The organism is Pseudomonas sp. NY8896 (assembly GCF_039634505.1).
The window spans coordinates 4,068,979-4,081,446 of sequence record NZ_CP132350.1 but is presented as its reverse complement, the minus strand read 5'-3'; the positions used below and the strand labels follow the sequence as shown (position 1 = coordinate 4,081,446).

The 12,468-nt window shown below is 62.6% G+C and carries 12 protein-coding genes; 4 read left to right on the top strand and 8 right to left on the bottom strand.

The window, feature by feature from the left end; genetic code table 11:
• Window positions 1–31: 31 nt before the first annotated feature.
• Complete coding sequence (locus Q9451_RS18235; protein ID WP_171577261.1) at window positions 32–994, bottom strand: arginine deiminase-related protein; 963 nt, start codon at window positions 992–994, stop codon at window positions 32–34.
• A gap of 26 nt (window positions 995–1,020) precedes the next feature.
• A complete protein-coding gene (locus Q9451_RS18230) occupies window positions 1,021–2,073 on the bottom strand; it encodes an ornithine cyclodeaminase (RefSeq protein WP_060493445.1) in 1,053 nt (350 codons plus the stop codon).
• A gap of 183 nt (window positions 2,074–2,256) precedes the next feature.
• Between Q9451_RS18230 and Q9451_RS18225 the strand changes: the two genes are divergently transcribed.
• Complete coding sequence (locus tag Q9451_RS18225; RefSeq protein ID WP_012272037.1) at window positions 2,257–2,679, top strand: Lrp/AsnC family transcriptional regulator; 423 nt, start codon at window positions 2,257–2,259, stop codon at window positions 2,677–2,679.
• 343 nt (window positions 2,680–3,022) lie between these two features.
• Window positions 3,023–4,441 (top strand): amino acid permease, encoded by a 1,419-nt coding sequence (locus Q9451_RS18220; protein WP_012272038.1) that lies wholly within the window; start codon window positions 3,023–3,025, stop codon window positions 4,439–4,441.
• 35 nt (window positions 4,442–4,476) lie between these two features.
• Here the strand turns inward: Q9451_RS18220 and Q9451_RS18215 are convergent, their stop codons facing one another.
• The 4 genes from Q9451_RS18215 to Q9451_RS18200 form a co-directional block, all read right to left on the bottom strand.
• Window positions 4,477–5,076: an START domain-containing protein gene (locus tag Q9451_RS18215; RefSeq protein ID WP_012272039.1), complete on the bottom strand. Its 600-nt coding sequence runs from the start codon at window positions 5,074–5,076 to the stop codon at window positions 4,477–4,479.
• Window positions 5,077–5,166: 90 nt separating this feature from the next.
• Entirely contained in the window at window positions 5,167–6,003 is an 837-nt protein-coding gene (locus tag Q9451_RS18210; protein ID WP_012272040.1) for a bifunctional allantoicase/(S)-ureidoglycine aminohydrolase, read from the bottom strand.
• A gap of 106 nt (window positions 6,004–6,109) precedes the next feature.
• Window positions 6,110–7,501, bottom strand: a complete 1,392-nt coding sequence (locus Q9451_RS18205) for an LLM class flavin-dependent oxidoreductase (protein ID WP_012272041.1) — start codon at window positions 7,499–7,501, stop codon at window positions 6,110–6,112.
• 16 nt (window positions 7,502–7,517) lie between these two features.
• Entirely contained in the window at window positions 7,518–8,498 is a 981-nt protein-coding gene (locus Q9451_RS18200; RefSeq protein ID WP_012272042.1) for an aliphatic sulfonate ABC transporter substrate-binding protein, read from the bottom strand.
• A gap of 197 nt (window positions 8,499–8,695) precedes the next feature.
• Here Q9451_RS18200 and Q9451_RS18195 point away from each other — a divergent pair, with 197 nt between their 5' ends.
• Window positions 8,696–9,580, top strand: coding sequence for a hypothetical protein (locus Q9451_RS18195; RefSeq protein WP_012272043.1), 885 nt, complete (start codon window positions 8,696–8,698; stop codon window positions 9,578–9,580).
• A 7-nt stretch (window positions 9,581–9,587) separates the two neighbouring features.
• Here Q9451_RS18195 and Q9451_RS18190 read toward each other — a convergent pair whose 3' ends face one another.
• Window positions 9,588–10,472, bottom strand: coding sequence for a DMT family transporter (locus Q9451_RS18190; protein WP_012272044.1), 885 nt, complete (start codon window positions 10,470–10,472; stop codon window positions 9,588–9,590).
• A gap of 171 nt (window positions 10,473–10,643) precedes the next feature.
• On the opposite strand from Q9451_RS18190, the gene Q9451_RS18185 reads away from it, so the two are divergent.
• Window positions 10,644–11,315, top strand: coding sequence for a TetR/AcrR family transcriptional regulator (locus Q9451_RS18185; protein ID WP_012272045.1), 672 nt, complete (start codon window positions 10,644–10,646; stop codon window positions 11,313–11,315).
• A gap of 7 nt (window positions 11,316–11,322) precedes the next feature.
• Here the strand turns inward: Q9451_RS18185 and Q9451_RS18180 are convergent, their stop codons facing one another.
• Window positions 11,323–12,330, bottom strand: a complete 1,008-nt coding sequence (locus Q9451_RS18180) for a GlxA family transcriptional regulator (protein ID WP_345960700.1) — start codon at window positions 12,328–12,330, stop codon at window positions 11,323–11,325.
• Window positions 12,331–12,468: the final 138 nt, after the last annotated feature.

Sequence of the window (12,468 nt, the reverse complement as noted above, 5' to 3'; positions counted from 1 at the left end):
CGACCGCGTCAACCAGCACCAAGGCCGCGAGTCATCCGGCGCAGGTGTACGCCGCAGCCAGGCGGGGCGACAGGTGAATGCCGGCAATCATGCAGCGCACCGAGCCGCCGGCCATCTCGATGGTCGGCACGTCCAGTGGCACCAGCCGCGCCGAGCGTTCGATGCGTTGGCGTTGCTCGGCGTTCAGGCTGTCGAAGGCCTTGCGTGACAGCGCCAGAATGCGCCCGTCACGCCCGGACAGTTCGATGGCATTGCCGGCAAACTGGCTGATTTGCTGGTTGCTCAGGTCGATCACATCGCGCCCCGATTCAATCAGGCGCATGCGCACTTCCTCGGCTCGCGCCTTGTTGGTGAAGGTGCCGAAGCCTACCAGGGCAAACTCGGTCGCCACGCACATCAGCACATTGGTGTGGTAGATCGGCGTGCCTTGTTCATCGGCCGTGTCGAACACCATCGGCTCAAAGTTGAAGTGTGTGCTGAAACGTTCGAGAGCAATCGGGTCGGCGCGGTTGGAACGCGCGGTGTAGGCCACCCGTGACAGGTGGTCGAACACCATGGCGCCGGTCCCTTCGAGGAACAGTTCGTCCTGCTCCAGCCCTGAATAGTCGATGACATCCTGTACGCGGTACTCATGCTTGAGCATTTCGATCACATCGGTGCGCCGCTCGCGGCGGCGGTTGCGCGAGTACATCGAGTAGATCGCGATGTGCCCTCCGGGGTGGGTGGAGAACCAGTTGTTGGGGAATACCGAGTCAGGGGTATTGAGTTCGCCGAAGTCGTCGAACAGGTGTACCCGTACGCCTTCGGCCTCAAGGCGACCGACGGCCTGGGTGACTTCATCACGTGCCACCTCGGCCAGCGCTTGTGCGGCGAGGCTCGGGTGGCTGCGTTGAAACGAGTTGTCGGCTGCGGTCTCTGGGTTGGGGGTGAAGGCATGTGGCCGGACCATGACCACGGCTGCAGGTGCTTGAATCGAACGCGTTGGAAATGCCATGTGGGAATACCGGGTTGGGAGCAGGGTCAGGCAACGCGTCGGATGCGGCTTTTGCCCGCGCGACCGCGGGTATGGCTGAACAGGTCTTTCGGGTCGTCTTCTACCCATGGCACCAGGTCGATCTTCGCGCCCATGCCGCGCTTTTCAGCCTGCTGTAGTACGTACCGTAGTACGGTGTAGTCTTCCAGGGCGAAGCCCACCGAATCGAACACGGTGACTTGGCTGTCGCTTTGGCGGCCCTCGCTTTCACCGCGCAGCACGCGCCACAAATCGATCACCGGGAAGTCTGCCGGCAACTGCTGGATGTCACCTTCGACACGGGTTTGCGGTTCGTACTCGACGAACACTCGGGCCTTGCGCAGTACATCGGCGTGCAGCTCGGTCTTGCCTGGGCAGTCACCACCCACAGCGTTCAGGTGCATGCCGGGTTCGAGCATGTCGGGGGTGATGATGGTGGCGTAGGCCTTGTCGGCGGTCACCGTGGTGATGATGTCCACGCCTTTCACCGCTTCGGCCACCGAGCCGGCCCGGCGGATGGTCAGGCCACTGTATTCCTTGAGGTTGGCGATCAGCTTGGCGGTGGCCAGCGGGTCGGTGTCGTAGGCTACGATTTCTTCGATGCCCAGGTGCTTGTGGAAGGCCAGTGCCTGGAACTCGCTTTGTGCGCCGTTGCCAATCAACGCCATCTTGCGCGAGTTGGGCCGGGCCAGTGCCTGGGCTGCCATCAGCGATGTCGCAGCGGTGCGCAGGGCGGTGGCGATGGTCAGCTCGGACAGCAGCACCGGGTAACCGGTGTCGACATCGGCCAGCACGCCGAAGGCCATGACCGTATGCAGGTCGCGGGCCGTGTTGGCCGGGTGGCCGTTGACGTATTTGAAGGCATAGCGGCTGTTGTCGGCGACCGGCATCAGTTCAATTACACCCACTTCCGAATGGCTGGCAACTCGCGCAGACTTGTCAAACTCCTGCCAGCGTTTGAAGTCTTCGCGAATGGCTGCCGCCAGTTCACCAATGAAGGGCGCTACGCCAATGTCATGTACCAAGTCCGACATGGTTGGAACATCAATGAAATACGTCATGCTCTTGCACCTTGTTATTGCGCGGTCACCCCTGTACTTCCGGGTACACGCTTGAGATTGTTGAAGTGGCGTGAACATTTTGATGAAAGGTTGCGTCAATCGGAAGAATGCAGGTTGCCAGTTTTGTCAACTTTCTAGACAATCTGCCACCCCAAAGTAGCAATCTGATTATTTGGCAGGCCTATGGACACTATTGATCGGGAACTGATTGCACTGTTGCGGGACAATGCACGCACCCCCGTGCTGACCCTGGCAAAGAAGCTCAAGGTGGCACGGGCAACCGTGCAAAACCGTATTACCCGGCTCGAAGAGCAGGGCGTGATCATCGGCTACACGGTACGCCTGCGCTCCGATGCGCTGGAGCAGGGCGTGCGCGCAATCACCAGCATCGGTATCAGCGGCCACCACGCCGCAGAGGTCAAGCACGCGCTGCGTGGGCACCCCAACGTGGTGGCCATCCATACCACCAATGGCCGCTGGGACCTGATGGCCGAGCTGCGCGCCGACACCCTCGAGGCCTTCGACCGGGCGTTGAACACCATTCGCTCGATACCACACATCGAAAACACCGAGACCAGCATTCTGCTTTCGACCTACAAGATGTGACTGCCGGGTCAAGCCTTCTGGCAGGTGCATTGTGCAAACTGTCACCCGGGCTTTTCACACTGCACAAAATCCCGATGGGGGTGTGCATTCTGTAGCGTTCCGCTTGACCGGGGCCGCTGGCAGAATGAAACGGCTTTCGCGGGACTGTATCGGACGCGCCACTTGGGTGCGTTTCAATAGAACAAATACACCCGCTGCGAAGTTGCACCGGGCACTGTTTTTTCATCTGAGTTAATACCCACGTTTCGACTGACTTGAATGGCGAGAACCTGCACTTTAGTACCAATTAAATGGTGCGGCGCGGGGCGGCGGGGTTTTACAAAAAAAGAATAAGAGGTCAACTATGCAACCAACGTGCAACGCGCAAAGCGCAGTTCCAGAAGAAAGCCGTGTGCTCAAACGGCGGCTGGAAAACCGGCACATACAGCTCATTTCCATCAGTGGTGCGATTGGTACCGGCCTGTTCATGGGTTCGGGCAAGATCATTGCGCTGTCTGGCACCTCGATCATCCTCGTCTACGCCATCATCGGTTTTTTCGTGTTCTGCATCATGCGCGCCATGGGCGAGATGCTGCTGGCCAACCTGCAGATGGAATCGTTCGCCGACCTGGTGCACAACTACCTGGGCCCACGGGCCGGTTACATTCTCAGCTGGTCGTACTGGCTCAGCTGGGTAGTGGCAGCGGTGGGTGACGTGGTGGTGGTCGCGGGGTTCGTGCAGTACTGGTACCCCGATGTGCCCACCTGGCTACCGGCCTTCGGTACCATGTTCCTGCTGCTGGGGCTGAACATGCTGGCGGTGAAGGCCTTTGGCGAAGTGGAGTTCTGGTTTGGCCTGATCAAGATCGTCGCCATCGTGCTGTTGGTGGTGACCGGCCTGGTAATGGTCGCGACCTCCTACACTTCGCCGGCAGGGGTAACCGCCTCGTTCAGCCACCTGGTAGCACCGGGCGTGGTCATGCCACATGGCATCCTGGGCTTTCTCGCCGGGTTTCAGATCGCCATCTTCTCCTTTGTCGGCACCGAGCTGATCGGCACCGCAGCGGCGGAGGCCAAAGACCCGGAGAAGACCCTGCCCAAGGCAATCAACACCATCCCCGTGCGCATCCTGTTGTTCTACATCTGTTCGCTGGTGTGCATCATCAGTGTGGTCTCCTGGGCCAATGTGCCGGCCAACCGCAGCCCATTCGTTGAACTGTTCCTGCTTGGCGGGTTGCCCGCAGCCGCTGGCATCATCAACTTCGTGGTGCTGACGTCGGCTGCGTCGTCGGCCAACAGCGGTGTCTACTCGGGCTCGCGGATGCTCTACGGCCTGTCACATCAGCAGCAGGCGCCTGTGGCGTTCGGGCGGCTGTCCGGCTCGGGTACGCCCGTGCGGGCGCTGGTGTTCTCGGGGGTGTGCATGGCGATTGCCTTGACGCTGCTGTTCGTGATTCCAGAAGTGATGACCGTGTTTACCCTGGTGTCGACCATCTCCGCAGTGATGATCATCGTTACCTGGTCACTGATCCTGCTGTCCTACTTCGCTTACCGTCGGCAGAATCCGCAGGCCCATGAGCGGTCCAGGTTCAAGCTGCCAGGTGGCAAGGCCACCGCTGCGCTGGCGCAGCTGTTTCTGATCTTCGTGCTGTGCCTGCTGGCCCTGGAACCGGACACCCGCACGGCGTTGTACGTGATGCCGTTGTGGTACGCGGGCCTGCTGCTGGCCTACCGGCGCCGGGCCAAGGCATGTATGCGGCCACAGGCAGCTACCGCCGCCTAGCGTTCGCGGCCGTAAAGCGCAGGGCTGCCCACACCTCAAGGCTGGCGCTCAGCCACCGCCCGCAACGTACGCAACGTCACCACTGGTGCATCCACCACGAACCGATTGGCAAGCCAGCCCGGCACGTCCCCGGCCGGGTCGGCTTGCAACTGATACGTCACTTCGGTTTCGCGCTCACCCAGCGGCTTCATCCGCCACTCGCCGCTCAGGTGCTGCACGCGGATCAGCCCGTCCACCTTGGGGATCCTGTCGGGCTCGGCACTCAGGTGCCGCAGCAGGGTGCCGTCGTCCAGGCGTTCGCTGGTCACCTTCAGCACGATGTCCCGCGGCATCGTCGGCCAGGGCAGGTTGGTGGTCAGGTACACCCAGGTATTGGCGCCGTCCACGTCCAGCAAACGCATCTGGTCACAGGCGTACAGCCATTTGCAGGCTACGCGCAGGTTCTCTTGCAGGTCGGTAAGGGTGCGTACGCTGGCTTTCATGGTGCTCACGCCACGAAATTGCTGGTAGGGCGAATCCGCTGCGGCGCTCAGGTACACGCGAATGCCTTCGCGATCGTAGGCCAGGTTCCAGTCATCGGCAGCCAGGGCAGAGGTGCACAGCAGCAGGGCGGCGAGCAGCAGGCAGCGGTTCATGGCTGGTACCGCGCGAGGGATGGGTGTTTGAGTATGCGCGGCAAACAGAAAGCCCGCCAGGTTGGCGGGCTTGCGGGCATCAGCCTGGGCTTAGCGCTTAGGGTTCAGTGTCAGGTGTACGTGACGGTTCACGTCCTTGTACAGCAAGTAGCTGAAGTTGCCTGGGCCGCCGGCGTAGCAGGCTTGCGGGCAGAAGGCGCGCAGCCACATGAAGTCGCCAGCTTCCACTTCGACCCAGTCCTGGTTCAGGCGATACACCGCCTTGCCTTCCAGCACGTACAGGCCGTGTTCCATCACGTGGGTTTCAGCGAACGGGATCACGCCGCCCGGCTGGAAGGTGACGATGTTCACGTGCATGTCGTGGCGCATGTCGGCCATGTCGACGAAACGGGTGGTTTTCCAGCGGCCTTCGGTGCCCGGCATCTCGATGACGGTGGCGTTGTCACGGTGGGTGACGAAGGATTCTGGTATGTCCAGGCCTTCAACTTTCTGGTAGTGCTTGCGCAGCCAGTGGAAGGTGACGTTGGACTTGCTGTTGTTGCGCAGGCTCCATTCGGCGCCCGGGGCCAGGAAGGCGTAGCCGCCTGGTACCAGGGTGTGGTGCTTGCCTTCGACGGTGATGTCCAGTTCGCCCTCTACGATGAACACCACGGCTTCCGCGTTCGGGTCCAGCTCAGGGCGCTCGCTGCCGCCTTCCGGGGCCAGCTCGACGATGTACTGGGAGAAGGTTTCGGCAAAGCCGGTCAGCGGGCGGGCGATGACCCACATGCGCATCTTGTCCCAGAACGGCAGGTGGCTGGTGACGATGTCACGCATCACGCCTTTAGGGATGACAGCGTAGGCTTCGGTGAACATGGCACGGTCAGTCAGCAGCTCGGTTTGAGCCGGGTGCCCACCGTGGGGGGCGAAGTACGAATGGTTCGACATGGACGATCTCGACTTGTTGTTCTCTCCCCGTGCCTTGAACCGCACCGGCCGGTGCGGCGCAGGGGATGTGGCGACAGAATAGGGTCGAGCGCGCGCCATCCACAAATTAAATGTTGGAATACCCGGTATTTGGTTGCTGAATGTCGACCTGACGCCCAACATGCTGTTCCGGTAGCTGGTCGCCTTGGCCGAACAGTTTGTGGCGCAAGGTACCTTCGGTGTAGTTCAGCGGGTAGCAGCCGCGGCGCTGCAGTTCGGGCACCAATAGCTCGACCACATTGGCCAGGTCGTCCGGTTGCACGGCGTACGTCAGGTTGAAACCATCGATGCCGGTCTGGTCCAGCCAGCTTTCCAGCTGGTCGGCCACCTCGCTGGCGGCACCCACCAACACCGGGCCTCGGCCCCCCAGGCCAACGAACTCGGCGGCCTCGCGTACGGTCCAGCGGCGGCCAGGGTCGGCTGCCGTAAAGGCCGCCAAGGCAGCGCGGCCAGCGTCGTTTTCGACGTATTCGATCGGCGCGTCGGGGTCGAGGCCCGCAAAGTCGATACCGGTCCAGCCCGACAACAGTGCCAGGGCGGCGTCCAGGTCGACATAGCGCCGGTATTCGGCGAAGCGAGCTTCGGCTTGCTCCCTCGTGGGGGCGACGATCAATAGCGCCTGGGCGTAGATCAGCACTTCGTCACGGCCACGCCCAGCTGCCTCGCTGGCCTGGCGAATGCCGTCGGCGTAACGGCGCAACACCGTGGGCGTTGGGCCGCTGATGAACACGCATTCGGCATGCCGTGCGGCAAACTGCTGGCCGCGTGCCGAAGCCCCGGCCTGGAACAGCACCGGCGTGCGCTGCGGCGACGGCTGGCACAGGTGCATGCCGGGCACCTGAAAATGCTCGCCCACATGGTTGATGGGGTGTACCCGCGAGGGTTCGATATAGCGCCCACTGTCGCGCTCCAACAGCACGGCATCGTCGTCCCAGCTTTTTTCCCACAGTTTGTACAACACCTGCAGGTATTCCTCGGCCAGGTCGTAGCGTTGGTCGTGGCCCAGTTGACGCGCCAGGCCCAGGTTGCGGGCGGCGCTGTCCAGGTAGCCGGTGACGATGTTCCAGCCGACCCGGCCATTGCTCAGGTGATCGAGCGTGGACATGCGCCGGGCGAAGGGGTAAGGGTGCTCGTAGGTCAACGAGAAGGTGACACCGAAACCCAGGTGTTCGGTAACGCCGGCCATCGCCGGCACCAGCAGTAGCGGGTCGTTGACCGGCACCTGCACGCCGCCGCGCAGGGCGGCTTCAGGGCCGCCCTGGTAAACGTCGTAGATGCCCAGCACATCGGCAATGAAGAGTGCGTCGAACAGGCCCCGTTCAAGCAGGCGGGCCAGGTCGGTCCAGTAGTTCAGGCGGTTGAACGCCACGCTGGTGTTGCGTGGGTGGCGCCACAGGCCGGGGGATTGGTGGCTGGCAGCGTTCATGCTGAAGGCGTTGAAGCGGATCGGGCGAGGCATGGTCGGCGCGCTCCGCTCAAGGCAACACGGAAGCCGGGTAGACCGCATCGGCCACCTGCAGCTTGCGTGGAATCAGGCCTAGGCCCTGGAAGGTATCGGCCAGCTTCTGTTGTTCGGCAACGATCTGCGGGGTAATGGCCACGGCGTTGTAGTTGCGCCGTTCGCTGGCCACTTCCAACACGTTGGCGCTGATACCCAGCTGCGGAGCCAGCAGCGCGGCGACTTCGGCTGGCTTGGCGTTGGCCCACTGGCTGACCTTGCCCAGTTCGGTAAAGAAGGTCTTCAGCAGCGCACGGTGCTGGTCGGCATAGCTGGCGGTGGACAGGTAGAAGGTGCGGTTGTTGGACAGGCCGCTGCCGTCGCGCAGGTTTTTCAGCCCTGGTTGGCTTTCTGCGGCGGCGAGGAACGGGTCCCACAGGGTCACCGCCTGGACACTGCCCGATTGCAGCGCGGCCACGGCATCGGCGGCATTGTTGACGTAGGCGGGGGTGATGTCCTGATAGCTGAGGCCCGCTTGTTCCAGCGCGACGGCCAGCAGGTACTGGGCATTCCAGCCACGGCCGGTAGCCACGCGCTTGCCTTTGAGGTCCTGCACGCTGGCCAGGTGGTCCTGCTCGCGCACCACCAGGCCGATGCCGCGTGGATACGGTTGTTCGGCAGCCAGGTACACCACCGGCTTGCCTGCGGCTTGGGCGAATACCGACGGGGCGTCGGCAGCGTGGCCGAGGTCGATGGCGCCAGTGCTCAGCGCTTCGAGCAACTGCGGGCCGGCGGCAAACTCGTGCCAGCTCACGTTCACGCCTTGCGGTGCCAGGGCCTTCTCCAGCGCGCCGCTGCCTTTGAGGATGTTGATGCTGTTGAACTTCTGGTAACCGATGCGCAGGGTCTTGGCGTCATCGGCAATGGCTTCGGACCAGGGCAGCAAGGCGCTGGCGACACTGGCCAGCAATCCGCCGATCAGCAGACGGCGTAGGGGAGAGAAGGTGCGGGCGGGCATGGGCATAGTTCCTTGAATCGGCTGAGAGGCGATGCATCCAGACTAAGGAGCCGGCGTTAGGCTTTCAATTTATATATTCCAGTTTGTTAGATTGTTTTGTTATTTTTATATCCTTTTGTTTTGTAACTGTACGGTGGGTTTCGACATTTTTTTCACATTCGCTTGCTAGGATCCCCAGCAATCCCGAGGAGCCCTACATGCCGCACATCCTGCGCAAGCGCAGCACCCGCATCGCCTTGACTGCCACCACTGGCCTGCTCGTGGCCACCCTGGGCTTCTTCGCCTGGCAAAGTTTCTACCCGGTTCAGGCCGCTTCCGGTTGGGATGTCGAGGTGTTGCATCGCGACGTGACCAAGGCCGCCTCGTTGCTGCCACAAGCCGATGGCAGCTTGCTGGTCAGCCGTGAGCTGGACGACGGCCGGGGCAGCATCCTCAAGATCACCGCTAGCGGTGATCGCGTGGTGGTGATCGACAACCTGTCCAAGCCTGATGGCATGGTGGCGGCGCAGGACGGTTGGGTGTTCAGCCAGGAAGGTGGTCAGGCTCCCGTCAGCCTGTCTCGCGATGGCCAGGTAACCCACCTGTTCGATGGCGAGAGCGTGCAAGGCCTGTGGAACGACGGCGATCATCTGTTCGCTATCGAAGACCGCAAGGGCAACGGCCGCCTGATGCGCTATGACTGGAACAGCGGCCAGCTCGATGTGCTGCGTTCCGGCCTGACCGAAACCGAAGGCCTTACCCGTTGCAGTGATGGCCGCCTGCTGTATACCGAAAAGGCCAATGGCAAGGTCCGCGCCCTGTCCGACGATGGCCGCGACCCAGTAGTGGTCGACGGCCTGCGTAACCCTACGTTCTTGTACTGTGACCAACGTGGCCTGTGGATCAGCGAGGACAACACGCACCGCGCGCGCTTGTTGCTCATCGACGCTGACGGCGTCCAGCACACCATGCTGACCTTCCTCAAGGCGCCGCAGTCGATCGTGGCAGACGGCAAGGGCGGCTACTTGCTCGCCGAGGGCGGGCGCAATCGCGTGCTGCACCTGACCCCGCCACCGACGCGCGACACCGCCCAGCGCGACTGACCCCGCACTAGCTGGGCAGCCGCTGCTTGCGCCTTGGCAGCAGGCCCAGCACCAGCATGCAGCCAAGCAGAATTATCAGGCCACCTGCTGCCTGCAACAGGCTGAGGGCTTCATCGAGAAACAGCGCGCCGACCAATACCGCTACCAGCGTGACCACGAACTCCACGCTGATGGCGCGGGTCGCGCCGATGCGGGCTACCAGGCCAAAATACAGTACATAGGTGGTAGCGCTCATCACTGCGCCGCTAATCAGCAGGTAAAGCCAATCGCCCGCCTGTGGCACGCTGGGCACCGGTACTACCAGCAGCAGCGGCAGGGTCAGCAGCCCGCCAGCCAGGAACGCGCCGCCGGTGACTGTCCACGGGTCCTGGCCGCGCAGGTGCAGGCTGGCGTAATTGCTGCCGTAGGCGGCGCTGATGGCGCCTAGCAGCGAAGCGATGCAGCCGTGGATGAAATCGTCATCTACAGGGCGGGCCGGAAAACCGACCAGTATGACGATGCCGACAATACCCAGCAGCAGCCCGGCCAGGCCTTGCGGGGTGATTTTCTCCAGCCCCCACACCCGCCCGATCAGCATAGAAAACAGCGGAATGGTGGCGACAAAAATGGCCGCCATGGCCGTACCGATACGTGGGGTGGCGTATGACATGCCGATCAGTTGCCCGGCCACCGTGGTCGCGCCCACCACCAGCAAGGGTACCAGCAGCGAGCGCAGGCGCAGCCTGCGGCCCAACAGGGCGGCAAGGGTCGCCAGGGTGCCGCTGGCAATCAGTGCCCGTAGGCTGACCGCGCCCACCCAGCCAAAGGCATGCACCACCTTGAGCAGCACCAGGAAAGAAAAGCCCCAGGCGATGGCCAGGAACAGGTAGGCGGCGAGGTCGCGCGGGTGCATGAGGCAGGGTCCATCCACGGCAAGGGCAGGCAGGCTAGCGGGTTGCGGGGCGCGATATCAAGGCCCGCCAGCCACAATGCGTTATGGCTACCCGACCAACAGCGTGCTTCCCTGCGTGGCCGCGCTCGCGGATAATCCCCCCACATTCCAATAAATAGCCTGTGAGTGGGTATGAGTGATTCCGTAGTCAGCCTCGGCCAGCCTGAAACCGAAGGGGGGCGCAAAACGCGCAAGAACAACCCCGAGAAAACCCGCGAGGACATCCTCCAGGCCGCCATCAACGAGTTCGTCCAGCAAGGGCTGGCCGGCGCACGCGTGGACGCCATCGCCGAGCGTACCGCTACCTCCAAGCGCATGATCTACTACTACTTCGGCAGCAAGGAGCAGCTGTACTGCGAGTGCCTGGTGAAGCTGTACGGGGATATTCGCAAGACCGAGCAGAGCCTGGACCTGGAGTCGTTACCGGCTGAGCAGGCGATACGCCGGCTGGTGGAGTTCACCTTCGATCACCACGACCGCAATGTCGATTTCGTGCGCATCATCTGCACCGAAAACATCCACTACGGGGAATACGTCAAGCAGTCGCCGGCCATTCGCGAAATGAGCAGCCTGGTGCTCGAAGCCTTGGGCAACACCCTGCATCGTGGCGTGCAGGAAGGCGTGTTCCGCACCGGCATCGAGGTTATCGACCTGCACATGCTGATGAGCTCGTTCTGTTTCTATCGGGTGTCGAACCGCCACACCTTTGGCGAGATCTTCCAGATCGATCTGTCTGATGACCAGGTCAAGCAGCGCCACAAGGCCATGATCTGTGACGCCGTATTGCGCTACATCCGCGCCTGAACGCCGCTCACTCGCCCAGCCGCTGCTCACGTGACGGCGGGTAACCAAAGTACGCCGCATAGCACTTGCTGAAGTGCGACACCGAAACAAAGCCGCAGGCCACTGCCACGTCCATCACCGACAGGTCGGAGTACTGCAGCAGGCGGCGGCTTTTGGTGATGCGCAGCTCCATGTAGTAACGCCGTGGCGACGTGCCAAGCTGGGCCTGGAACAGCCGGTCGATCTGCCGCCGCGAGCGCCCGCTGTAGGCCGCCAGTTGGTCGAGGCTGAGGGTTTCCTCAAGGTTGTTTTCCATGAGTTCGACGATGGTACGCAGGTGCAGGCTCATGGACTTCTTCGCCCCCGGGCCAACCTGGCGGTAGCGCGCACCGGAGAACGACAGGATTTCCTCCACGCCTTCGGCCAGGCCGTCACCATACAGCCGGCGCACCAGGCCCAGCATCAGCTCCATGGCGCCGTTGGGGCTGGCGGCGCTCAGGCGATCGCGGTCGAGGGTGAAGCTTGCCGGGGTAATACGTGTTTGCGGGCTGCGTTCGGACAGGCTGGCGCGCTGTTCGGGGTGGATGCTGCAGCCATAGTCGTCCAGCACCCCGGCGCGGCCAAGAAACCAGGCACCGTTCCACAAGCCGCCCAGGGCCATGCCGTGGGTGGCGCAGTCGTCCAGCAGGCGGTCGAGTTCCGGGTACTTCAGCGGTGTGCGCAAGCCGCCACAGATCACCAACAGGTCCAGCTCCCGCAACGCTTCGGCGGACAGCTCGGTGGCCACCAGTTCCAGCCCCAGGTCGCTGAGCACGCTGTCGCCGTCCAGCGACAGCGGGGTGAACTGGAAGCTGTCGGCGCGCAACAGGTTGGCTGTGACCAGCACGTCCATGGCCACGGTGAAACTGGCCATCGAGAAGTGTTCGAGCAGGACGAAGTCGACCCGATAGGGAGCCTGGGCACTGGCGCTGCTGGTTTTGAGCCGCAGCATGTTGCTGGTGCTGGTCTTCTTGCTGAACTGGCGTGGCGTGGGCACTCTGGACTCCGCTTCCTGGCTGGCCCGCAGAGTGTGGACGGTGCCCGGAGGAAAGACAATCTCCCCGGTGGCTGTGTCGCATTGCAGGTCGTGTTCAGGCAACCGGTCTAGCCTGGCGCAGTGGTTGCAACTGCGTTA

What these genes read in the sequence shown, in the direction of transcription:
- Q9451_RS18215 (WP_012272039.1), bottom strand. Translation starts at nt 5,076, where the DNA reads ATGAACCGCTGCCTGCTGCTCGCCGCCCTGCTGCTGTGCACCTCTGCC.
- Q9451_RS18185 (WP_012272045.1), top strand. Translation starts at nt 10,644, where the DNA reads ATGAGTGATTCCGTAGTCAGCCTCGGCCAGCCTGAAACCGAAGGGGGG.
- Q9451_RS18190 (WP_012272044.1), bottom strand. Translation starts at nt 10,472, where the DNA reads ATGCACCCGCGCGACCTCGCCGCCTACCTGTTCCTGGCCATCGCCTGG.
- Q9451_RS18210 (WP_012272040.1), bottom strand. Translation starts at nt 6,003, where the DNA reads ATGTCGAACCATTCGTACTTCGCCCCCCACGGTGGGCACCCGGCTCAA.
- Q9451_RS18235 (WP_171577261.1), bottom strand. Translation starts at nt 994, where the DNA reads ATGGCATTTCCAACGCGTTCGATTCAAGCACCTGCAGCCGTGGTCATG.
- Q9451_RS18200 (WP_012272042.1), bottom strand. Translation starts at nt 8,498, where the DNA reads ATGCCCGCCCGCACCTTCTCTCCCCTACGCCGTCTGCTGATCGGCGGA.
- Q9451_RS18205 (WP_012272041.1), bottom strand. Translation starts at nt 7,501, where the DNA reads ATGCCTCGCCCGATCCGCTTCAACGCCTTCAGCATGAACGCTGCCAGC.
- Q9451_RS18220 (WP_012272038.1), top strand. Translation starts at nt 3,023, where the DNA reads ATGCAACCAACGTGCAACGCGCAAAGCGCAGTTCCAGAAGAAAGCCGT.
- Q9451_RS18225 (WP_012272037.1), top strand. Translation starts at nt 2,257, where the DNA reads ATGGACACTATTGATCGGGAACTGATTGCACTGTTGCGGGACAATGCA.
- Q9451_RS18230 (WP_060493445.1), bottom strand. Translation starts at nt 2,073, where the DNA reads ATGACGTATTTCATTGATGTTCCAACCATGTCGGACTTGGTACATGAC.
- Q9451_RS18195 (WP_012272043.1), top strand. Translation starts at nt 8,696, where the DNA reads ATGCCGCACATCCTGCGCAAGCGCAGCACCCGCATCGCCTTGACTGCC.